This is a genomic window from Bradyrhizobium sp. STM 3843, assembly GCF_000239815.1.
GTDB lineage: Bacteria > Pseudomonadota > Alphaproteobacteria > Rhizobiales > Xanthobacteraceae > Bradyrhizobium.
Genome location: NZ_CAFK01000343.1, coordinates 1 through 20,801 on the forward strand (window position 1 = coordinate 1; position 20,801 = coordinate 20,801).

The following is a 20,801-nucleotide window of genomic DNA, read 5'->3' on the forward strand; positions in this document are numbered from 1 at the left end:
CGGTCACGGCCGCAGCTCCGGCGCTGCGCAACGCGATCTATGCCGCAACCGACGTGGCGCTGCGCCGCCTGCCGGTCGATCGCAGCCTGATCGCCGCCGGGAGGAAGGCATGAGGAGGTTCGGTCGCATCCTGCTCGGCCTGATCGCCATTGTCGTCATCCTGGTAGCGGCCGGCGTCTGGTATGTCCGCGGCCCCGACCCGATCGCCTTTGCCGGCGGCTCGCGTGTCGCGCTCGCGGATTATCGTGACGGCCAGGTCAGTGGCGTCCCGGCCTCGCTGGCCAAAGCAAGCCTGATCGAACGCGGCGAATATCTGACGCGCGCCGCCGATTGCATGGCCTGCCACACCAGACCCGGCGGCAAGGACTTTGCCGGCGGGCTCGGCTTCACGCTCCCCTTCGGCACGCTGTATTCGACCAACATCACGCCCGACAAGGACACCGGCATCGGCAACTACACCGACCAGGATTTCATCAATGCGCTGCATCGCGGCGTGCGCCGCGACGGGGCGCGGCTCTATCCGGCAATGCCTTTCGCCTCCTACGCCTCCATGACGGATGAGGATGCGCTGGCGATCAAGTCCTACCTGTTCAGCCTGCCGCCGGTGAAGAGCGCCCCGCCGCCCAACACGCTGGAATTTCCCTTCGACCAGCGCTGGGCGATGGGGTTCTGGGCGGCCGTGTTCAATCGCGACCAGCGCTTTGCGCCGGATACGTCGAAATCGGCGGCCTGGAATCGCGGCGCCTATCTCGCGGAAGCGCTGGCGCATTGCGGTGAATGCCACACTCCGCGCAATCTCGCCTTCGCGCTCGACAACCGCAGGAAATTCGCGGGCGCGGTGACCGCCGGCTGGCGGGCCTTCAACATCACCTCGGACAAGGCGACCGGGATCGGCGGCTGGAGCAACGACGATCTCGCCGCCTATCTATCGACCGGACATGCCGCAGGCCGTGGCACTGCATCGGGCCCGATGGGCGAAGCGGTCGACCATAGCCTGAGCTATCTGGCGGCCTCCGACATCAAGGCGCTGGTCACCTATGTCCGCAGCGTGCCACCGGTATCATCGCCCGACATCGCCGCCCCGCCGGCCCCACCCGCACCCACCTCACACAAGGATGGCGGCGGCGCCGGCAACGCCCGCGGCAAGCTGGTGTTCGAGGGCGCCTGCGTCAGCTGCCACGGCTGGAGCGGCGAGAGCCTGGTGGCGGCGACGGCGACCCTGACCGGCGCCGCGGCCGTCAATGACCCCACCGCGCTCAACGTCGCGCAGATCGTGATCTCCGGCACCAAAAGGCTGACACCGGCAGGCGCGTTATCGATGCCGGCCTTTGGCAATGCCTATTCGGACGATGAGGTCGCCGCAGTCGCGAACTACGTGACCGCCCGTTTCGGCGCCAAAGGCTCGAACCTCACCGCACGAGAGGTCGCCGAGCTGCGCAAGCAGACCGCGCAGTAGCCTCCCATCACAGCGTGCGATGATGCATTGAATCGTCGCACGCTGTCGTCGTGCGGTCACTGGCCCTCCCTATAACTCGCCGCGCCAATCCATGGACGGGAGTGAGAGATGAGCGACCATCCGGAGCTCGACGCGCTGCAGCAGGCTTACAAGGACGCCGTCGAGGAATGGATCACGGCGATCCGGAAAGAGGAGGCGCTTGCGTCCGTCACCCACAGCATCGCCGAGGTCGACAAATGGGAGCAGGCGCATTTCGAAGAGGACGCGATGCGCGGGAAGGTCAAGGACGCCAAGGCCGCCTATGAGGACGCGCTCCGGGAGGAGTTTTTCGGGTTCTGACCTGCTGTCACGCCGCGCCTTCCCGGGGGCGTGCGTTCAGCCCTGCCAAAACTCCGGCATCGCCGGGGACAAGCGGCCGCCGATCCGCACCGGCGCCACCTTCACCGCAAGCCCGGTCGCGTCATCGGTCTCGACCGCAACGCCGCTGAGCGTGGCCGCGCCGGCCGCCGGCTCGAACCGCGACGACGGAATCCCTGAGGTGAAGCGGCGCAGCGGCTCGTCCTTCTGCATACCAATGACCGAGTCATAGTCACCGGTCATGCCGGCGTCGGTCATGTAAGCAGTGCCGCCCGGCAGGATCTGATGATCGGCGGTCGGCACATGGGTATGGGTGCCGACGACGAGGCTCGCGCGCCCGTCGCAGAAAAAGCCGAGCGCCTGCTTCTCGCTGGTCGCCTCGCAATGAATGTCGACGATGATTGCATCTGCCGACTCGCGCAACGGACAGGCCTCGAGCTCAGCACCGATGCCGGCGAAGGGATCATCGAACGGCGTCATGAACACGCGCCCGATCGCATTGATCACCAGCGCCCGCGCGCCGGTCTTGGTCTCGACCAGCGCCGCGCCACGGCCGGGCGTGCCGCGCGGGAAATTGGTCGGACGCACCAGGCGCGGCGCCCGCTCGATGAACACCAACGCCTCGCGCTGGTCCCAGGCGTGATTGCCGAGCGTGACCGCGTCGGCCCCGGCGTCGCACAGCTCCTGGTAGATCGCCTCGGTGATGCCGAAGCCGCCCGCGGCGTTTTCGCCATTCACAACCACCAGATCGAGCGCCCAATCGCGGACCAGGCCCGGCAGATGGTCTGAGACGGCGGCGCGGCCGGCGCGGCCAACCACGTCGCCGACAAAGAGAATTCGCAAGTTCATTTGCTCCGGAAGTCGAACGTCTGCGTCTCGGTTAGCACAAAATCCAGCGCCACGTCGTGGGCTAATGCCGGAACCGCAGCGGTTTCCTGCACGGCGAAAGCGAGGCCAATGCCGATCACATGCTTGGCCTTACGCAGATGCGAAAAGGTGTAATCGTAGTAACCACCGCCATAGCCGATGCGATGGCCGACGCGGTCGAAGGCGGCGAGCGGCACCAGCATCACATCAGGCGTAACCTCGGCGGATGCCGGCGACGGCTCGGGAATGCCGAGCGAGCCGAGCGTCAGCCTGTCTCCGGGCGACCAGGCGCGGAACGAGAGCGAATGACCGCGGGCCAGGATCACCGGGAGCGCCAGCCGCGCGCCCTCGCCCGCCAGCCGCGACATCAGCGGCATCGGATCGATCTCGCTGCGGATCGGCGCATAGGCGGAAACCACCACACCGGGCTGAAGCGCAAAGGGCAGACCGCGCGTGGCGATGGCCTTTGCAGCTGCCTCTCGCTCCGCTTCGCTCAAGGCCTCCCGAGCGGCGAGCGCGGCGGCGCGCAACTGCTGCTTGGACTGGCTGGCCGCATTGACAGGCATGATGGATCTCCTGACGTCATCGCCGCGCACGGGGCGCGCCCCAGTATTCCACAAGCGTCGCAATCAAAAGCAACTGTCACGGGAACTGGAGACCCGCTTTCGCGGGGTATGACCGCCTGACTCGATCATCGAGGATCATCAGGCCGGAGAAGAACAAGCGCGAAGCCGTAGACGCCGTTGGAACGCTCGATCCCGGAGTTCCCTACGAAAGTAGGTGGGCACCATATGTCCGGATCCACGGACCCGGCCAGGGACAGTTCCCTAAAGGATCGATAAGGCCCCGGGGATATGTTGGTCCCTGACGCGCGTCACAGCCTCGCAAGGGCCAATGTAGCAATGACTCTGCCGCTTCGCCAGCGGCAGCGCAGGAGATTGCCGCGCCCTGTGGGCAAATTCATCGGCCGATAGGAAAGGTCCGAGGATATCGATCCCGGCTCGCCGCATTTGCGGCGCCCCGAGATGACGATGGCGGTTGCTGAGCCGCCAGAGCTAGTGAAGGATCAATGCGCCTCGCCGGCGGCGACATGGCCGGGCTTTTTCAAGAACAGGGCTGCGACCAGCGCCACGATCAGCGCCACGCCGAGCAGATAGAATGTGTCGCTGAAGGCCTGGATGAAGGCCTGCTTCTGCACGATGTGACCGATCGCCACGAAGGCCCGGCGCGAGGCGTCGGCGCGGTCGGGGACGCCGTGAGCGACGAAATATTGCGTGAGCTGGTCGAGCCGTGTCCGCGTCGCCTGCTCGAACAGCGACACCGACTGCATCAGCACGTTGGAATGATACTGCTCGCGCTTGGTCAGTACGGTCTGCAGCAGCGCGATGCCGACCGCACCACCGAGATTGCGCATCATGTTGAACAGGCCGGAGGCCGAGCCCGCGTTCTCCGGCTCGATGCCGGCGGTCGCAACCGCCGACAGCGGCGCCATCACCAGCGCCTGCCCGATGGCGCGGACGACATTCGGCCAGAACAGCTGGTCGGCGGCGTAGTTGCTGGTCATGAAGATGTTCATGAAGTTGGAGCCCGCGAACAGCACGAAGCCGATCCCGATCACAATGCGCGCATCGATCCGCTGCATCAACCGGGGCACCAGCGGGATCAGGACGAGCTGGGGCAACCCGGTCCAGGCCAGCACCATGCCGATCTGCTCGGCATTGTAGCCCTGAACGCGCGCCAGATATTGCGGCAGGATGAACACCGAACCATACAGCGCGACGCCGAGCAGGAAGTTGGCGAGGATACCGAAGCCGAAATTGCGCCGGAGCAGCAGGCGAAGGTTGAGCAGCGGCTTCTCGACGCTGAACTCGATGATCAGGAAGGCGGACAGCGCGAGCGCCGCGATGACCGAGAGCTTGACGATGAAAGGCGAGCCGAACCAGTCGTCCTTGTTGCCTTCCTCAAGCACGGTCTGCAGCGCCGACAGGCCGATCGCCATGGTGATGATGCCCGGCCAGTCGCCCTGGCGCAGCAGCGAAAGCTTCATCGGCTTAGGCTCCAGCGCATACCAGAGCATGCCGACCATGATCGCGCCCGGCACCAGGTTGACATAGAAGATGTATTGCCAGCCGAAATTCTCGGTGAGATAGCCGCCGATGGTCGGGCCGATCGCCGGCGCGAAGGTCGCCGACAGCGCAAACAGCGCCAGGCCCACCGGCTGTTTGGCCCGCGGCAGCAGCGTGATGATCAGCGTGAACGCCATCGGGATCAGCACGCCACCGGTGAAGCCTTGGACAGCGCGCAGCACGATCATCTGCGGCAGATCCTGCGCCAGCGCACAGGCCGCCGACAGGATCAGGAACAGAATCGCGTTGGTCAGCAGATAGAGACGGATCGAGAACACCTGGGCGAGCCAGCCGCTTAAGGGGATGACGACGATCTCGGCGACCAGATAGGAGGTCGAGATCCAGCCGCCGTCATCGATGCCGGCGCCGATCGCGCCCTGGATGTCGGCGAGCGAGGCGTTGACGATCTGGATGTTCAAGACAGCCATGAAGGCGCCGAGCGTGGCGCCGATCACCGCGATCCAGGTCTTTGCGGAAACGGCTGCAGGTGCGGTGGGGCTCTTGGATCTAGCAGCCCCGTGCGCAGCGCTGGGAGATTGGTGCGTGCTCATGCGAGCCTCATGGGAACAAAGTCATCTCTTGCGGACACGTAGCCCGGATGAGCGAAGCGATATCCGGGGTGCAACGGGCGAGCGGAGCAGTGGTCCCGCGTGTCGCTGACGCTCACGCGGGCTACGGTCATCTTCGATCGTCAGCCACCATCGGGCCGTGACGCGTTGCGGGCCAGCCGCTTGGCCTCATCCGCGCGGCGAGCACGGTGGCCTTGGTATCGACGGTGGGCTCAGCCGACATGCCCGGACGCAACAGCCCGTTCAGGCCGTGATCGTCGAGCACGATCTTCACCGGCACCCGCTGCACGATCTTGGTGAAATTCCCGGTCGCATTGTCCGGCGGCAGCAGCGCGAATTCGAGCCCGCTGGCCGGCGACAGACTGTCGACATGGCCGCGCAGGGTGTGGTCGCGGAAGCCGTCGATGCCGATCTCGACCGGCTGGCCGGCCCTCACATTCGTGAGCTGGGTCTCCTTGAAATTCGCAACCACATAGACCGCATCCAGCGGCACCACCGCCATCAGCTGGGTGCCGGCCTGCACGAATTGCCCGACGCGCAAGGAGCGCGCACCGACGGTGCCGTCGACCGGCGCGGTGATCTCGGTATAGGACAGGTTCAGAGCGGCCTGCTGCTCGACAGCATGCGCGCGGGCCAGCTGCGCCACCGCCTTGGCGCGCTCTGTGGTGAGCACGTCGACCTGCCGCTGCGCGGCCGCGAGGCCCGACTTCGCGCGCTGCAGTTGAGCACTGCCGGCCCGTAGCGCAGCGTCCGTCTGCTGCGCGCGCTGCACCGTGCCGGAGCCCGACTTCATCAGCTCGTCGTAACGGGCCCGCTCTTCCTGCGCGAATTGCAGGTTCGCTTCTGCCGCGGCGACATCGGCGCCGCCCTGCGCGATCACCTGCTGCTGCAGCTCGAGCTGCGCATCGAGATTGTGGACGGAGGCGTCGGCCGCAGCAACATCGGCGCGGGCCTGATCGAGCGCCGCCTTGAAATCGCGGTCGTCGATCCGCGCCAGGATCTGCCCGGCCTTGACCTTCTCATTATCGCCAACCAGCACGGCGGCGATGTAGCCCGACACTTTCGGAGCGACGATGGTCGAATCCGCCTTCACATAGGCGTCGTCGGTCGATTCGAGGTAGCGGCCGGTGGTCAGATAATCGTAGCCGTAATGCGCAGCGCCGGCGACGCCGAGCGCGAGCAGCAGCCCCAGCGCTGCCCGCTTGATCACGGCGCGCGATGGGCGAATGGTGGTTTCTTCTTTCGCTTCAGCGACATAGGTGACATTCGACATGGCATCCTCCGGAACGGCGCGCTGCTCGAATGCGCTGTCCCCGCCGCTATAGATGCAGTGTCTCGCCTTCCGTGATAATCCCGACGAAACCGAAAGGATTATCCAGCCAGAGCGGATAATTGGAGGACCGAGATGGACCGCTTTGCCAGTCTGACCGCCTTCGTAGGGGTGGTCGACACCGGCGGCTTTTCCGCCGCGGCACGCCGCCTCAACATGTCGACCACGATGGTCAGCAACCATGTCCAGGCGCTGGAAGACCGGCTCGGCGTTCGCCTCTTGAACCGGACCACGCGCAAGGTCAGCCTCACCGAGATCGGCAAGGCCTATTACGAGCGCAGCGCGCAGATCCTCGCCGAATTGGAACAGGCCGACGATATCGCCGGCGCCTTGCAGGCGACGCCGCGCGGCACGCTGCGGGTTCATTCCGCGACCCATATGGTGCCGTTCATCGCTCCCGTCGTCACCCGGTTGCTGTCGGCCCATCCGGACCTCAAGGTCGAATTGATGATGGGAGAGACCAGCGTCGATCTGATCGACGAAGGTTTCGACGTGGCGCTGCGGATGACGACGCCGTCCGACTCCAGCCTGATCGTCCGCAATCTCGCCACTTGGCGACACGTGCTGTGCTGCTCGCCGGGCTATGCAGACTCGTACGGGCGCGTGCAGGAGCTTGCCGAACTGTCCGACCGCAACTGCGTCCGTCACGTCAACTACCCATTCGGCGACGAATGGCGCTTCGTCCACCGCGACGGGCACAAGGCCTCAGTGCGGATTGCGGGCAACCTGGTGTCCAACAGCGGCGAGGCCTTGCGACGGGCAGCTCTCGACGGCGTCGGCATCGTGCTGGCCGCGGGTTTCCTGGTGAGTGACGATCTGGAGGCTGGCCGGCTGGTCCGCCTGCTGCCCCACTATCGTCCGGTCGAACTGTCGATGATCGCGGTCTACCCGCATCGGCACCACGTCTCGGCCAAGGTCAGGGTCTTCATCGACATGCTGGTGCAGCACAGCGCGGAGCAGCAAAAGCTGATCGATCCCTACGCCTGAAACGAGACGGCGCCCCGGACTACGTGGGGGCGCGGCGCAGCCGGCCTTTCATCTTGAGACCATCACGCATGTTGAGTGCGAGCAGCGTGAGATTGACGGCACCCGCGACCAGCTCGCACGCCTGCACGATATAGAAGGCCGCATCGAACTCGCCGGCGCGCGCCTTGGAAGCAAGGAATAGCGCGCAGGGAATCAGGACGAGGATGCCGTTGCCTGCAATGAACGGCATGCGCTTGAGCTTCGCGCCAACCAGACCGGCACGCCGCCCCTTCGCCAGCGCAAATCCGGACGCGCCGGTGGCCGCCAGTGCTGGAATGAGCAAGAGAAAGCCCCATGGGATTGTCATCTTGACCAGAGCGATGAGCTGTTCGGACCCGCTCAGCTCCGACCATGCGGTCGAGAGCCAGAAGGTCGCGATCGTGAGAATCGCAACAGTGCCGGCGATCGGATGCAGTCTCTTCATGACACCCTCAGGCGACGCAGATGCCGGGCACGGCCACGGTCTGAAACAGATGCGGCGTCGCGACAGCGGAGGCCGGATAGTCCGAAAGCTTCGCCCTGAACTCGGGATGGCCGAAGGCGGCGCGGAAATGGGCGGTGCTCTCCCACACCGCGTAATTCAGATAGGTCGGGCTGTCGCCGAGCGCACGATGCAGCTGGGTGGAGATGAAGCCGGGCTGCCGCTTCATGAAGACGGCGTCCGCCTGCCAGGCCGCGAGGAAGCTCGGCTCGTCGGCCGGTGCGAGCGTGAACACGTTGACCAGCACGACAGGCTCAACATCGATCGCAAGCTGACGATCGATGGGAAAGGCGGGGTCGAGGGGACGCATCATGGACATGGAAACCTCCGTCATATTGGTTCTATGATGTCATTACGAAACGATGGATGCATACCCAATTTGACAACACGATGTCAATCGTGGTTGATGGAGACAAATGAAGAAAGCGAAACGCACCCCTGCCGGCGACGCCCTGAGCGGCCTCATCCTCGACCTATTCCGACTCAGCGGAGAGCTCTTGACGGCCGGCGACCGGTTGGTCGCGCCGCTCGGCCTCACCAGCGCGCGCTGGCAGATCCTCGGCGCGATCGTCGCCGCCGAGCGCCCCCAGCCGGTGGCGTGGCTGGCGCGCGATCTCGGCGCCAACCGGCAGAACGTGCAACGGATCGTCAACGACCTGCATGCGGACGGGCTGGTCGCATTCGAGATCAACCCGCATCACCGCCGCGCCCAATTGGTGGTGCTCACCGACAAGGGGCGGCAGGCGTTCGAAGCTGCGATGGAGCTGCAGGCGCCCTGGATCAATGCCTTGGCAGAGGGGCTTCCAACGAAGGACCTCGAAGCGGTCGGACGCGTGATGACCAGCCTGCGGGAAAAACTCGAGGTCGCCGACGGGATCGAGTGACAGGTTTCGCGGGCCGCGACCGTCGATGCGGTCAGATCGATCGTATCATCACCGCACAGAGATTTGTTCACCGCGACTGTGACGCCGTAGGCATGACCACCGGCTCAGGCTTGAGGTCACGATGCCAATCGCTTCTCGTAGCGCCAGATCTCCACGGGATACGGCCCCTCGGACGTCTCCGCCATGTTGACGATCGTGCCGGAGCGACGCCAGCCGCTCTTCTCGTAGAAGCGAGCCGCACGATCATTGCCGATCGCGCAAGTGAGCCATGCGATTTCGACGCCTCGCTCCGCCAGCCGCGTCTCGGCATCCGCGATCAATCGCGCGGCGACACCCGAGCCCTGCGCCTGCGGTGATACGAACAGCTGATACAGTTCATCGCCCTTCAAAGCGCAAAAACCAACGGGAGCGTCGCGCGGACCAACGACGCGAATATCCGGAAGCACAGCCTGCAACCTATCGCGAAAATTCTCCCGGGTGCGGAGCCGGACCAAGTCAGGCGGCGATAGTCGCGCATGCGATTGATGCCAGACATCGAACCACAATTCTGCGAGACGATCGATCTCGGAGCGGGCGGCTTCTCTCACCATGATTGGCTTCTCATGACCTCGCGGACAGTCGGCGGCCTGATGCGAACTTCGAGAACGGAGCTTCAGGGCCGCTTCGGCAGCACGAAGATCTGTCCGGGGTAGATCAGGTTGGGATTGCGGATCTGCTGCCGGTTGGCGTTGTAGATGACAGCGTAGTGAGCGCCGACGCCGAGCGCCTTGCGGCTGATGTTCCAGAGGCTGTCGCCGCGGGAGACGGTGATGCTGGCGATCTTGGGCACGACCACGGACGACGGCTTGCCGCCGTCCGACGCCACGGAGCCGGACCGATCGGCCGACGCGATCTTCGGCGCGGCAACGGTGTCCGCCGTTGCAGCTCCGGACTTGCCGGACGGCAGCGACGCCGTGCTCTCGGGAACCGCGACCGGTACCTCGGCGCGAGAGCGGACCTTGCCTGAGTTGGCGTCCACCTCGTCGAGCCTGACACGATAGCTGCCGGGCACCACCCCTTCGTTGATGGTGAAGGTGACTAGTCCATCGGCGCCGGCCGTCGCAGACGCAACGAAGCTGTTGTTGAGATAGAGCCTCACATCGGCCCCGGGATGCGCGCGACCGCTGACATGAAGCTTACCGCTCGGATCGACATCGACGGCATCCACCGCCACGCCGTCTGCCGGCGCCGTGGGCCGCGACAACACCACCGTAGGCTTGTCGGGCGTCATCAGCGCCACCATCGGCCGCTCGCCGGGTTTCCGTCCCTGGTTGGCAGGCTCGATCACCACCGCGACACTCTGCTTGGAGGTGACCTCCTTGCCGTCGGGCTGCTTGGCGCGCAAGGTCAGATCGTAGGTCCCGGGCGGCAGCGGCGGTGGGATCATGGCGAATTGCCCGGATTGATCGGCCACGACGCGATCATGCGGTTCGCCGTTGAGTAACAGCTCCACGGTGGCGCCGGGTGCCGCCCGGCCGGCGACCACGGCCGCGCCAGTCGGATCGACATTGACGACGTCAAAGGACGGGGTGCCATCATCCGGCGCAGCGGGCGCGCGCGAGGGCCCCAACGTCGCGGCGAGTTCGCGGGCCTGCTGTTGCACCCCGGCAAGCGCTGAGGTGGCATGATCGGATGCGCTGTCCGGCTGTGTGGCGGCCGTCGGTGCCGCAGCGCTGCTGTTGCTCTCCGCAGGCGCTCCGGCGCTGGCCGGCTGATCGTGGTGCGTGAGCCGGTCCATGAGATAGAGCGGCGCCAGGCTGGCAGCGATCACAATCGCTGCCAGAGGCAGGACCACTCGGCTGATCGATCGACCGCTCGCGAGATACATTGGCTGACCAGACGGTTAGCAATCCGCCCACATTGCGCCTCATCGGGACGCTCATCAAGTCCGTCTTAGCCTCAAATCCCCACGGAGATCGTGGTCCTCGCTAGCTCGCCCAGTTTTCGCGGAATTCCGGAAACAGCGAGACGCCGCCGCAGGCATAGAGAGTCTGGCCGGTGATGTAGCTGGCTTCGTCCGAGGCCAGGAACGCGAACACGGCGGCGATCTCCTCCGGTGTACCGACCCGCCCCATGGGAATGTGGGACTCGACCAGCGCGCGCTTGACCGGATCATCGGTCCAGGCGGCGTTGATCGGGGTGTCGATCGCGCCGGGGCCGACCGAATTGACACGAATGCCGCGGCCAGCGAATTCCAGCGCCAATGTCCGCGTCAGTCCGGCCAGCGCGGTCTTGGAGATCGAATAAGCGAGATAGCCGGGCTTCGGGATGATCTGGTGGACGCTGGAGGTATTGATGATGTTGCCGCCGCCGGCGCGCGTGACGAAATGCGCGAGCGCCTGCCGGGCGCAGAGCACGGCGCCGGTGAGGTTGACCTCGATGATCTGGCGATAGGTCTCGACATCGAGCCTCTCGCTCGGCGACTCCCGCTGGAAACCGGCATTGTTGACCAGACAATCGAGCCGCGGCCAGCGCGACAACAGCATCTCGAACATGGCGTTGATATCGGCCTCGACGCCGATGTCGGCATGCACGATGAAATGATCACGCGTGCCATGTCCCCGCTCGGCCGAGGCCGCCTGCACCCGCGCCAACGTGTCCTCCGCGCCTTCAGGCGAACCGACATAGTTGATCGCGACATGCGCGCCCTCCTGCGCGAAGCGGATCGCGACCGCACGGCCGATGCCCTGTGACGCGCCGGTGACGAGGGCGTAGCGATCGACGAGGAGGGAAGGAAATTGGGTCGGATTATTCGAAGGCGACATGCTTTGCTCCGGCTCTGGGACGTCTCAGGCTGTAGCAGACTCCCACGCGAGAATGGAGTTCCACGTTCCTCAATGGCACGTGCAACAGCTCAATGCGAGCCAAGGGGGTGACGTGAATGCGCGGCCCGATGACGGGCTCCGCGACGCAATCCAGAACTGCACGAGGATTTCTGGATTGCTTCGGTGCGTGCGCCTCACAATGGACAGTCGTGTAGGGTGGGCAAAGCGAAGCGTGCCCACCATTCGTGGTAACTCGAGAGTCGGCGGGTGCGGCGCTCGGCACTTTGCCCGCGCTACAGTGTTGCGGGATTTCGTGACTACCAATCCGCGTCGGTGTGATCACCCGATCGCGACGCCACCGCCGATGGTGCGGTTGAGCACCTGCGTCGTCTTCTCGATGCGCTCGGCGGCGGCATTGAGTGCTTTCGCCACGGCGGCCTGCGTCGCGCGGGCGCGATCGGCGGCGGCGTTGCGCACATTGCGTAGACTATCGAGCTCTTCCTCCAGCACGCGAATGCGCTGGCCGGCATCGAGCAGTTCGTCGCAGACAGTGAGCGCCGCCATCACCGTGAGCCTGGCGTCACCGATCTCGCCGAACTTGCCGCGCAAATTCGTGATGCGCGATTCCAGGCTCTCGGCGAGCTTCAGAAGCCGCAACTCCTGGCCCTCCTCGCAGGCCATGCGATATTGCCGGCCGTTGATGGTGACGTTGATGTGGCTCATTCCTCGGCATCCTCGTCGTGGTCTCCGCCGCCATTGAGCACCGCTCGAATGGTGCCGATGGCGACGTCGAGCCGTTCGGCGATCTCGCGATTGGCGCGCTCGAGCTTGCGCGATTTCATCAAGGAACCATCAAGCTCGTCAGCGAGACGCGAGCGATCGGCGCCGAGCGCCTGGATCCGCGTCGCCAGTTCGTCCTCGTCCCGGTCGGCCTCGCGCCGCCGCTCCACCGCGCTCTCCAATGCATCCAGCGCCGCCATCAGACGGCGGGTCGCCGCTTCGAGCTCGATAGCGGCGGGTTCCACCTGTCCGACGGCGTTGGCGGGATGATCACTCATGGGGGTCGAATGCGGGCCCTTCGACAAGCGCCCGGACACAAGGCAAAAGCCGTCATCCGGCAAGCGCTTACGCGCAGAACCTTACGTGCCAAGCGAGGCAAGCGCAACGCCGGGACAAAACTATGCACTGCAAAGCCGTGTTTTGCCCGTAACGCGGGTCCCGCGACGTTCCGCTTTGCGGAACGAGGGCGTGGTTTCCGCGTTTGACTGCCTTTCACTCCCGGAACCGAGGTGCTATCCAGCCGGCAAATCCCCCCACCACCCGCCAATACCGGCGGCTCCTCGACACTCGGCACCTCATTTCAAGACGGATCCCCATCATGACGCAGGTCGAACATTCCCGCATGGCCAATGCCATCCGCGCGCTCGCGATGGATGCCGTCGAGAAGGCCAAATCGGGCCATCCCGGCCTGCCGATGGGCGCCGCCGACGTCGCCACCGTGCTGTTCACGCGCTTCCTGAAATATGATGCCGCAGCCCCCGCCTGGCCCGACCGCGACCGATTCGTGCTCTCCGCCGGCCACGGCTCGATGCTGCTCTATGCGCTGCTGTATCTGACCGGCAATGAGCAGATGACGCTCGACCAGATCAAGCGCTTCCGCCAGGTCGATTCGCTCACCCCCGGGCACCCGGAGAATTTCCGCACCAAAGGCATCGAGACCACGACCGGCCCGCTCGGCCAGGGCATTTCGACCGCCGTCGGCATGGCGCTGGCGGAGAAGATGCTCCAGGCCGAATACGGCAAGAAGATCGTCGACCACCACACCTACGTGCTGGCCTCCGACGGCGATTTGATGGAGGGCATCTCGCAGGAAGCGATCGCGATGGCCGGGCACTGGAAGCTGAACAAGCTGATCGTGCTGTATGACGACAACGGCATCTCGATCGACGGCCCGACCTCGATCGCCGATTCGGTCGACCAGGTGAAGCGCTTCAAGGCCTGCGGCTGGGCGGCCGAGCTGATCGACGGGCATGATCCCGCGGCGATCGAGGCCGCGATCACCCGTGCGCAGAAATCCTCCAAGCCGTCGCTGATTGCGTGCAAGACCACGATCGGCTTCGGCGCGCCGACCAAGGCCGGCACCGCCAAGGCCCATGGCGAGGCGCTCGGCGCCGACGAGCTGAAGGGCGCCAAGGAGAAGCTCGGCATCTCCCAGGAGGCCTTCTTCGTGCCGGACGACGTGCTGAAGGCCTGGCGCGAGGCCGGCCGCCGTGGCGTGCCCGCGCGCACCGAGTGGGAAGGGCGGCTCACCGAGATGGGGCCGCGTAAGCGCGCCGAGTTCGAGCGGCGGCTGCGTCATGAGCGTCCTGCGGCGCTGGCGAAAGCGCTGAAGGATCACAAGAAGGCGCTGTTGGAAAATCCGCTCAACGTCGCCACCCGCAAATCCTCGGAAGCCGCGATCGAGGTGATCGCCGCCGCGATGCCGTTCGAGTTCGTCGCCGGCTCGGCCGATCTCACCGGCTCGAACAACAACAAGGCGAAATCGGCGGTCTCGTTCTCCGCCAAGACGCCGAAGGGCCGCTTCATCCACTACGGCATCCGCGAGCACGGCATGGCCGCCTGCATGAACGGCATCTTCCTGCATGGCGGCTTCGCGCCGAACGGCGCCACCTTCCTGGTGTTCTCCGACTACGCGCGGCCCGCCATGCGGCTCGCCGCGCTGATGGGCGCCGGCGTCGTCTATGTGATGACGCACGATTCGATCGGCCTCGGCGAGGACGGCCCGACCCACCAGCCGGTCGAGCATCTCGCGGCGCTGCGCGCGATCCCGAACATGCGCGTGTTCCGCCCCTGCGATGCGATCGAGACCGCTGAATGCTGGGAGCTGGCGCTCAACCGCACCAACGGCCCGACCGTGCTGGCGCTGACGCGGCAGAACCTGCCGCAGCTGCGCACCTCGGCGCCGTCAGAGAGCCCGTGCGCGCGCGGCGGCTATGAGCTGGTCGCAGCGCAGGGTGACGCAAAAGTGTCATTGTTCGCCTCCGGCTCCGAGGTCGAAATTGCGGTGGCCGCACAGAAGCAGCTGGCCGAGCGCGGCATTCCCGCCCGCGTCGTCTCGGTCCCCTCGCTGGAGCTGTTGCTGGAGCAGCCGGCCGAGACCAAGGCCGCTGTTATCGGCAAGGCGCCGGTCAAGATCGCGATCGAGGCCGCGGTGCGCTGGGGCTGGGACGCCGTGATCGGCCAGGACGGCATCTTCGTCGGCATGCATTCGTTCGGCGAGAGCGGCCCCTACAAGGAGCTCTACAAGCATTTCGGCATCACCGCCGAGGCGGCGGTGGAAGCGGCCGTCAAGCGGCTGGGCTAAGCATCAGCAGAGAGACGACCAACGCGGCACGGCCGCGTTGGCCTTCCTGTCCGTGAGACACCCCGTCAGTCGCTTGCCCCGTCCTCACCATGGCCTCAGCCGATAACGCCACGACCGAGACGGCCGCCGACGCGCTGGCCGTGCTCAATTCGGTGTTCGGGCTATCAGGTTTTCGCGGCGCGCAGGAAGCGGTCGTCAGGCATGTCACGAACGGCGGCAATTGCCTGGTGCTGATGCCGACCGGCGGCGGCAAGTCGCTGTGCTATCAGTTGCCGTCGCTGCTGCGCAAAGGCTGCGGCATCGTGGTCTCGCCGCTGATCGCGCTGATGCGCGACCAGGTCGCCGGCCTGCTCGAGGCCGGCGTCAACGCCGCGTTGCTGAACTCCACGTTGTCGCGGGAGGAAGCCGACGAGGTCGAAAGACGGCTGATATCAGGCGATCTCGATCTGCTCTATGTCGCGCCGGAGCGGCTCGTCACGCCGCGCTGCCTCGCTCTGCTGGATCGCGCTGACATTGCCTTGTTCGCCATCGACGAGGCGCATTGCGTATCGCAATGGGGGCATGACTTCCGTCCCGAATATATCGGCCTGTCGGTGATCGCCGAGCGCTTTCCCGACGTGCCGCGCATCGCGCTGACCGCAACCGCCGACGAGTTGACCCGCAAGGAGATCGCCGAGCGACTGGGGCTTGTCGACAGCCCGCAATTCGTCGCGAGCTTCGATCGCCCCAACATCCGCTACGAAATCGTCGACAAGCACAACGGGCCGGCCCAGCTCAAATCCTTCATCAGGGAACGCCACCTCGGCGACGCCGGCGTCGTCTACTGCCTGTCGCGCGCCAAGGTCGAGGACGTCGCAGCCACGCTCACCGAGGCCGGCATCCCGGCGCTGCCCTATCACGCCGGGCTCGATGCCAGTGTGCGGGCCCGCAACCAGGACCGCTTCATCAACGAGGACGGCATCGTGGTGGTCGCCACGGTCGCGTTCGGCATGGGCATCGACAAGCCCGACGTGCGCTTCGTTGCGCATCTCGATCTGCCCAAGAGCATCGAGGCCTATTACCAGGAGACCGGACGCGCCGGCCGCGACGGCAAGCCGTCGACCGCCTGGATGACCTACGGTCTTTCCGACGTCGTGCAACAGCGCCGGATGATCGACGAGTCGAACGGTTCGGAGGCGTTCAAGCGGGTGTCGATCCGCAAGCTCGACGCGCTGATCGCGCTGACAGAGGCCGCGGACTGCCGGCGCAAGCGCCTGCTGAGCTATTTCGGCGAGACCGCGACGGGCGAGGGGTGCGGCAATTGCGACAACTGCCTGTCGCCACCCCGTGTCCGCGACGGCAAGGTGATCGCGCAGAAGCTGCTGTCCTGCGCCTATCGCACCGGCCAGCGTTTCGGCGCGATGCACCTGATCGATGTGCTGGTGGGACGTGCGACCGAGCGCGTCAAGCAGTTCGGGCACGACAAATTGTCGGTGTTCGGCATCGGCCGCGAGCTCAACGAAAAGCAGTGGCGCGCCGCGCTGCGCCAGCTGGTGGCGATGGGCCATCTTGCGCCGGACAGCGAAGCCTTTGGCGCGCTGAAGCTGACGGACACGTCACGCAGCGTCCTGAAAGGCGAGACCGCAGTGATGCTGCGCGAGGAGACGGCGAACGCCGCCCGCGCGATCCGGAGCAGATCGCGGCGCGGCGATCTGGTTGCGCGGCCAGGCCAGGCAGCCGATGCACCCCTGCTCGCGAGCTTGCGGGCGTGGCGTTCGGAGGTCGCACGCAAGCGCGGCGTGCCGGCCTATGTGGTGTTGCACGACACCACGATCGACGGCATCGCGGCCGCCCGTCCGGCAACACTCGGACAACTCCGCGATATCCCCGGGATCGGAGATAAGAAGCTCGAACATTATGGCGACGAGCTGCTGGCGCTGGTCAGGGCGGCGGGGTCGTCAGGATCGCCAGTGTGACAGGATCTGTGAAACGGCTGCCTTGTATACCAAGCCATCGCTGAACGACCGTTGCTGACAATTCCGTCGTGTCGGGAATCCATCGCAGCCGTCCGCCTACGACGCGGTGGCCGTGGATGCGGTCACAACCGATTGAACAAATTCGGAACCCCGGCCTTCCGCCCCGAATATCCATGCCCGGCGCTCCCAGCCCTGCGACAGGCGGTTGAGCAATCGCAAAAAAAGGACTACGAAAGAACCATATTGTCCGCTCCCGTCCGGCAGAACCGGGCGTTAATACCGCGAAACACCCTGGTGGGCCTGTATGGCCTCTCGCAGGGGTGAGAAACGTCATTGAAGGAGACGAAGATGGCAGTCCGGGTCGCAATCAACGGGTTTGGCCGCATCGGCCGCAACATCCTGCGCGCTATCGCAGAGTCCGGCCGCAAGGATATTGAGGTGGTCGGCATCAACGATCTCGGCCCGGTCGAGACCAATGCCCATCTGCTCCGCTACGACTCCGTGCATGGCCGTTTCCCCGGCACCGTGACCGTCGAGGGCGACTCCATCAGCCTCGGCAACGGTAAGATCAAGGTCAGCGCCGAGCGCGATCCCACCAAGCTGCCCTGGAAGGATCTCGGCGTCGACATCGCGCTGGAATGCACCGGGATCTTCACCGCCAAGGAGAAGGCCTCCGCGCATCTGACCGCCGGCGCCAAGCGGGTGCTGGTCTCGGCGCCGGCCGACGGCGCCGACGCCACGATCGTCTTCGGAGTCAATCACGACACGCTGACCAGGGATCACCTGGTCGTCTCCAACGGCTCCTGCACCACCAACTGCCTGGCGCCGATCGCCAAGGTGCTGAACGACACGGTCGGCATCGAGACCGGCTTCATGACCACGATCCACGCCTATACCGGCGACCAGCCGACGCTCGACACCCTGCACAAGGATCTCTATCGCGGCCGCGCCGCGGCGATGTCGATGATCCCGACCTCGACCGGTGCTGCGAAAGCGATCGGCCTCGTGCTCCCTGAATTGAAGGGCAAGCTCGACGGCGTCGCGATCCGCGTGCCGACCCCGAACGTCTCGGTGGTCGATCTCAAGATCGTCGCCAAGCGCACCACCGATCCGAAGGAGATCAACGAGGCGATGAAGCGCGCCTCCGAGCAGGAGCTGAAGGGCGTGCTCGGCTACACCACCGCGCCGAACGTCTCGATCGACTTCAACCACGACCCGCATTCGTCCACGTTCCACATGGACCAGACCAAGGTCATGAACGGCAATCTGGTGCGCGTGATGTCCTGGTACGACAACGAGTGGGGCTTCTCCAACCGCATGGCCGACACCGCCGTCGCGATGGGCAAGCTGCTGTAACCGCAACAACGTCATTCCGGGGCGACGCGACAGCGTCGAACCCGGAATCTCGAGATTCCGGGTTCGCCTCTTCGAGGCGCCCCGGAATGATGCCCCCAAAACGATGCCCCGCCCTGACGAGGGAGCTCTCACATGAAACAATTCCGCACCCTCGACGACGTCGACGTGAAGGGCAAACGCGTGCTGTTGCGCGTCGATCTCAACGTGCCCATGGACAACGGCCACGTCACCGACGCCACCCGGCTCGAACGCGTGGCCCCGACCATCAACGAGATCGCCGCCAAGGGCGGCAAGGTCATCCTGCTCGCGCATTTCGGCAGGCCGAAGGGCCGCGACGAAAAGGACTCGCTCAAGCCCGTCGCTGCGGCGCTGGCCGATGTCGTGAAGCACCCCGTGGCGTTCGCCGACGACTGCATCGGCGACCCCGCTGCAAAGGCGATTGCCGCGATGAAGGACGGCGACATCCTCTGCCTGGAAAACACCCGCTTCCACAAAGAGGAAGAGAAGAACGATCCGGCCTTCGTCGCAGAGCTCGCCAAGCTCGGCGACATCTGGGTCAACGATGCCTTCTCCGCCGCCCATCGTGCGCATGCCTCGACCGAGGGCCTCGGTCACAAGCTGCCGGCCTATGCCGGCCGCACCATGCAGGCCGAGCTGGAGGCGCTGGGCAAGGCGCTGGGCAGCCCGACCCGACCCGTCATCGCGATCGTCGGCGGCGCAAAAGTCTCGACCAAGATCGATCTTCTCGAAAACCTCGTCACCAAGGTCGATGCGCTGGTGATCGGCGGCGGCATGGCCAACACCTTCCTGCATGCGCAGGGCGTGCAGATCGGCAAGTCGCTGGCCGAGAAGGACCTGGCGCCGACGGCGCTGAAGATCCTGGAGAAGGCCGAAGCCGCGAACTGCGCGATCATCCTCCCGGTGGACGCCACCGTGTCCTATCACTTCGCTGCCAACTCGCCCTCCTTCGCCTATGGGCTCGATGCCATCCCGCCTGACAGCATGATCCTCGACGTCGGCCCGCAATCGACGGCGCGCATCCATGCCGCGATCGATGATGCCGCCACGCTGGTCTGGAACGGCCCGCTCGGCGCCTTCGAGCTGGCCCCGTTCGACCGCGGCACGATGGTTGCGGCCAAGCACGCGGCCGAGCGCACCAAGGCCAAGAAGCTGATCTCGGTAGCCGGTGGCGGCGACACCGTGGCGGCGCTCAACCAGGCCGGCGTGGCGCATGATTTCACCTACGTTTCCACTGCCGGCGGCGCGTTCCTGGAATGGATGGAAGGGAAACCTCTGCCGGGCGTCGAAGTTTTAAAAAATCGCTGACTTAGGACATACGAGGCCCAGGGCCCACACCCAAGGCTCACACCCAAGGCCCACAACGGAGAACAGGATCGATGGCTCGCATCACGTTGCGTCAATTGCTCGACCACGCGGCGGAGAACGACTACGGCGTCCCGGCCTTCAACATCAACAACATGGAGCAGGCGCTGGCGATCATGGAGGCGGCGAACGCCGTCGATGCGCCGGTCATCATCCAGGCGTCACGCGGCGCCCGCGCCTACGCCAATGACGTGATGCTCAAGCACATGATGGACGCGTTGACCGAGATCTATCCGCACATCCCGGTGTGCGTGCATCTCGACCACGGCAACGAGCCCGCGACCTGCATGACCGCCATCCAGTCCGGCTTCACCTCGGTGATGATGGACGGCTCGCTGAAGGCCGACGGCAAGACCCCGGGCGACTGGGACTACAATGTCGGTGTCACCAGGACCGTGACCACGATGGCGCATCTCGGCGGCATATCAGTCGAGGGCGAGCTCGGCGTGCTCGGCTCGCTCGAGACCGGGATGGGCGACAAGGAAGACGGCCACGGCGCCGAGGGCAAGCTGTCCCACGATCAGCTGCTGACCAATCCCGACGAGGCCGTGAAGTTCGTCAAGGAGACCAAGGTCGACGCGCTCGCGATCGCGATGGGCACCTCGCACGGCGCCTACAAGTTCACCCGCAAGCCCGACGGCGACATCCTCGCCATGAACGTGATCGAGGAGATTCACCGCAGGCTGCCGAACATGCATCTCGTCATGCACGGCTCCTCGTCGGTGCCGCAGGAGCTGCAGGAGATCATCAACGCCAATGGCGGCAAGATGAAGCCGACCTGGGGCGTGCCGGTCGCCGAGATCCAACGCGGCATCAAGAACGGCGTGCGTAAGATCAATATCG

General features: G+C 65.4%; 20 protein-coding genes and 1 other RNA gene. 9 read left to right on the top strand and 12 right to left on the bottom strand.

The features are described 5' to 3' along the window. The first annotated feature begins 109 nt into the window (after window positions 1–109). Both BRAS3843_RS37680 and BRAS3843_RS37685 read left to right on the top strand, forming a co-directional pair. Window positions 110–1,456 carry a cytochrome c gene (locus BRAS3843_RS37680; protein ID WP_008974552.1) on the top strand — a complete coding sequence of 449 codons (1,347 nt, stop codon included), beginning with the start codon at window positions 110–112 and terminating at the stop codon, window positions 1,454–1,456. 108 nt (window positions 1,457–1,564) lie between these two features. Next, on the top strand, window positions 1,565–1,795 hold the full coding sequence (locus tag BRAS3843_RS37685; RefSeq protein WP_008974553.1) for a hypothetical protein: 231 nt from the start codon (window positions 1,565–1,567) through the stop codon (window positions 1,793–1,795). A 36-nt stretch (window positions 1,796–1,831) separates the two neighbouring features. Here the strand turns inward: BRAS3843_RS37685 and BRAS3843_RS37690 are convergent, their stop codons facing one another. The 5 genes from BRAS3843_RS37690 to BRAS3843_RS37705 all read right to left on the bottom strand — a co-directional run bounded on the left by BRAS3843_RS37690 (window position 1,832) and on the right by BRAS3843_RS37705 (window position 6,648). Beyond that, window positions 1,832–2,656: a TIGR00282 family metallophosphoesterase gene (locus BRAS3843_RS37690; RefSeq protein ID WP_008974554.1), complete on the bottom strand. Its 825-nt coding sequence runs from the start codon at window positions 2,654–2,656 to the stop codon at window positions 1,832–1,834. A gap of 2 nt (window positions 2,657–2,658) precedes the next feature. Continuing rightward, complete coding sequence (locus BRAS3843_RS37695) at window positions 2,659–3,246, bottom strand: 5-formyltetrahydrofolate cyclo-ligase (protein WP_008974555.1); 588 nt, start codon at window positions 3,244–3,246, stop codon at window positions 2,659–2,661. A 158-nt stretch (window positions 3,247–3,404) separates the two neighbouring features. Further along, a non-coding RNA gene (gene ssrS, locus BRAS3843_RS39220) (6S RNA) lies at window positions 3,405–3,566 on the bottom strand. A 180-nt stretch (window positions 3,567–3,746) separates the two neighbouring features. Then, entirely contained in the window at window positions 3,747–5,357 is a 1,611-nt protein-coding gene (locus tag BRAS3843_RS37700) for an MDR family MFS transporter (RefSeq protein ID WP_008974557.1), read from the bottom strand. 127 nt (window positions 5,358–5,484) lie between these two features. Next, on the bottom strand, window positions 5,485–6,648 hold the full coding sequence (locus BRAS3843_RS37705) for an HlyD family secretion protein (protein ID WP_008974558.1): 1,164 nt from the start codon (window positions 6,646–6,648) through the stop codon (window positions 5,485–5,487). Window positions 6,649–6,780: 132 nt separating this feature from the next. Here BRAS3843_RS37705 and BRAS3843_RS37710 point away from each other — a divergent pair, with 132 nt between their 5' ends. Continuing rightward, window positions 6,781–7,692 (top strand): LysR family transcriptional regulator, encoded by a 912-nt coding sequence (locus BRAS3843_RS37710; protein ID WP_008974559.1) that lies wholly within the window; start codon window positions 6,781–6,783, stop codon window positions 7,690–7,692. A 19-nt stretch (window positions 7,693–7,711) separates the two neighbouring features. On the opposite strand, the gene BRAS3843_RS37715 is transcribed toward BRAS3843_RS37710, so the two are convergent. Then, window positions 7,712–8,155, bottom strand: coding sequence for a hypothetical protein (locus BRAS3843_RS37715; protein ID WP_008974560.1), 444 nt, complete (start codon window positions 8,153–8,155; stop codon window positions 7,712–7,714). Window positions 8,156–8,162: 7 nt separating this feature from the next. Beyond that, window positions 8,163–8,531: an antibiotic biosynthesis monooxygenase family protein gene (locus BRAS3843_RS37720; RefSeq protein ID WP_008974561.1), complete on the bottom strand. Its 369-nt coding sequence runs from the start codon at window positions 8,529–8,531 to the stop codon at window positions 8,163–8,165. A 97-nt stretch (window positions 8,532–8,628) separates the two neighbouring features. Here BRAS3843_RS37720 and BRAS3843_RS37725 point away from each other — a divergent pair, with 97 nt between their 5' ends. After that, window positions 8,629–9,096 carry a MarR family winged helix-turn-helix transcriptional regulator gene (locus tag BRAS3843_RS37725; protein ID WP_008974562.1) on the top strand — a complete coding sequence of 156 codons (468 nt, stop codon included), beginning with the start codon at window positions 8,629–8,631 and terminating at the stop codon, window positions 9,094–9,096. A gap of 116 nt (window positions 9,097–9,212) precedes the next feature. Here BRAS3843_RS37725 and BRAS3843_RS37730 read toward each other — a convergent pair whose 3' ends face one another. The 5 genes from BRAS3843_RS37730 to BRAS3843_RS37750 form a co-directional block, all read right to left on the bottom strand. Further along, complete coding sequence (locus BRAS3843_RS37730) at window positions 9,213–9,686, bottom strand: GNAT family N-acetyltransferase (protein ID WP_008974563.1); 474 nt, start codon at window positions 9,684–9,686, stop codon at window positions 9,213–9,215. 62 nt (window positions 9,687–9,748) lie between these two features. Continuing rightward, window positions 9,749–10,930: a LysM peptidoglycan-binding domain-containing protein gene (locus tag BRAS3843_RS37735; RefSeq protein WP_244425566.1), complete on the bottom strand. Its 1,182-nt coding sequence runs from the start codon at window positions 10,928–10,930 to the stop codon at window positions 9,749–9,751. A 133-nt stretch (window positions 10,931–11,063) separates the two neighbouring features. Further along, complete coding sequence (locus tag BRAS3843_RS37740) at window positions 11,064–11,900, bottom strand: SDR family oxidoreductase (protein WP_008974565.1); 837 nt, start codon at window positions 11,898–11,900, stop codon at window positions 11,064–11,066. Window positions 11,901–12,239: 339 nt separating this feature from the next. After that, complete coding sequence (locus BRAS3843_RS37745) at window positions 12,240–12,623, bottom strand: cell division protein ZapA (RefSeq protein ID WP_008974566.1); 384 nt, start codon at window positions 12,621–12,623, stop codon at window positions 12,240–12,242. Continuing rightward, window positions 12,620–12,958, bottom strand: a complete 339-nt coding sequence (locus BRAS3843_RS37750) for a DUF4164 domain-containing protein (protein ID WP_008974567.1) — start codon at window positions 12,956–12,958, stop codon at window positions 12,620–12,622. The genes BRAS3843_RS37745 and BRAS3843_RS37750 overlap by 4 nt, the downstream gene beginning before the upstream one ends. A gap of 320 nt (window positions 12,959–13,278) precedes the next feature. Between BRAS3843_RS37750 and tkt the strand changes: the two genes are divergently transcribed. From tkt to fba, 5 genes are all read left to right on the top strand, one after another. Then, entirely contained in the window at window positions 13,279–15,264 is a 1,986-nt protein-coding gene (gene tkt / locus BRAS3843_RS37755; protein WP_008974568.1) for a transketolase, read from the top strand. Between the two features lie 89 nt (window positions 15,265–15,353). Further along, window positions 15,354–17,219, top strand: coding sequence for a DNA helicase RecQ (gene recQ / locus BRAS3843_RS37760; RefSeq protein WP_008974569.1), 1,866 nt, complete (start codon window positions 15,354–15,356; stop codon window positions 17,217–17,219). Between the two features lie 348 nt (window positions 17,220–17,567). After that, the gene (gap, locus tag BRAS3843_RS37765) at window positions 17,568–18,575 is read left to right on the top strand and encodes a type I glyceraldehyde-3-phosphate dehydrogenase (RefSeq protein WP_008974571.1); all 1,008 of its coding nucleotides are present in this window, start codon (window positions 17,568–17,570) and stop codon (window positions 18,573–18,575) included. Between the two features lie 132 nt (window positions 18,576–18,707). Further along, window positions 18,708–19,901 carry a phosphoglycerate kinase gene (locus BRAS3843_RS37770; protein WP_008974572.1) on the top strand — a complete coding sequence of 398 codons (1,194 nt, stop codon included), beginning with the start codon at window positions 18,708–18,710 and terminating at the stop codon, window positions 19,899–19,901. Between the two features lie 71 nt (window positions 19,902–19,972). After that, window positions 19,973–20,801, top strand: an 829-nt coding sequence (fba, locus tag BRAS3843_RS37775; protein ID WP_035984137.1) for a class II fructose-bisphosphate aldolase, incomplete at its 3' end; no start/stop codon positions are given.

Bases quoted from the DNA above. Each gene is read 5' to 3' on its own strand.
- BRAS3843_RS37720 (WP_008974561.1), bottom strand. From the start codon at position 8,531: ATGTCCATGATGCGTCCCCTCGACCCCGCCTTTCCCATCGATCGTCAG.
- BRAS3843_RS37705 (WP_008974558.1), bottom strand. From the start codon at position 6,648: ATGTCGAATGTCACCTATGTCGCTGAAGCGAAAGAAGAAACCACCATT.
- BRAS3843_RS37745 (WP_008974566.1), bottom strand. From the start codon at position 12,623: ATGAGCCACATCAACGTCACCATCAACGGCCGGCAATATCGCATGGCC.
- BRAS3843_RS37685 (WP_008974553.1), top strand. From the start codon at position 1,565: ATGAGCGACCATCCGGAGCTCGACGCGCTGCAGCAGGCTTACAAGGAC.
- BRAS3843_RS37740 (WP_008974565.1), bottom strand. From the start codon at position 11,900: ATGTCGCCTTCGAATAATCCGACCCAATTTCCTTCCCTCCTCGTCGAT.
- BRAS3843_RS37725 (WP_008974562.1), top strand. From the start codon at position 8,629: ATGAAGAAAGCGAAACGCACCCCTGCCGGCGACGCCCTGAGCGGCCTC.
- BRAS3843_RS37770 (WP_008974572.1), top strand. From the start codon at position 18,708: ATGAAACAATTCCGCACCCTCGACGACGTCGACGTGAAGGGCAAACGC.
- BRAS3843_RS37730 (WP_008974563.1), bottom strand. From the start codon at position 9,686: ATGGTGAGAGAAGCCGCCCGCTCCGAGATCGATCGTCTCGCAGAATTG.
- gap (WP_008974571.1), top strand. From the start codon at position 17,568: ATGGCAGTCCGGGTCGCAATCAACGGGTTTGGCCGCATCGGCCGCAAC.
- recQ (WP_008974569.1), top strand. From the start codon at position 15,354: ATGGCCTCAGCCGATAACGCCACGACCGAGACGGCCGCCGACGCGCTG.
- BRAS3843_RS37695 (WP_008974555.1), bottom strand. From the start codon at position 3,246: ATGCCTGTCAATGCGGCCAGCCAGTCCAAGCAGCAGTTGCGCGCCGCC.
- BRAS3843_RS37710 (WP_008974559.1), top strand. From the start codon at position 6,781: ATGGACCGCTTTGCCAGTCTGACCGCCTTCGTAGGGGTGGTCGACACC.
- BRAS3843_RS37715 (WP_008974560.1), bottom strand. From the start codon at position 8,155: ATGAAGAGACTGCATCCGATCGCCGGCACTGTTGCGATTCTCACGATC.
- BRAS3843_RS37700 (WP_008974557.1), bottom strand. From the start codon at position 5,357: ATGAGCACGCACCAATCTCCCAGCGCTGCGCACGGGGCTGCTAGATCC.
- BRAS3843_RS37750 (WP_008974567.1), bottom strand. From the start codon at position 12,958: ATGAGTGATCATCCCGCCAACGCCGTCGGACAGGTGGAACCCGCCGCT.
- BRAS3843_RS37680 (WP_008974552.1), top strand. From the start codon at position 110: ATGAGGAGGTTCGGTCGCATCCTGCTCGGCCTGATCGCCATTGTCGTC.
- tkt (WP_008974568.1), top strand. From the start codon at position 13,279: ATGACGCAGGTCGAACATTCCCGCATGGCCAATGCCATCCGCGCGCTC.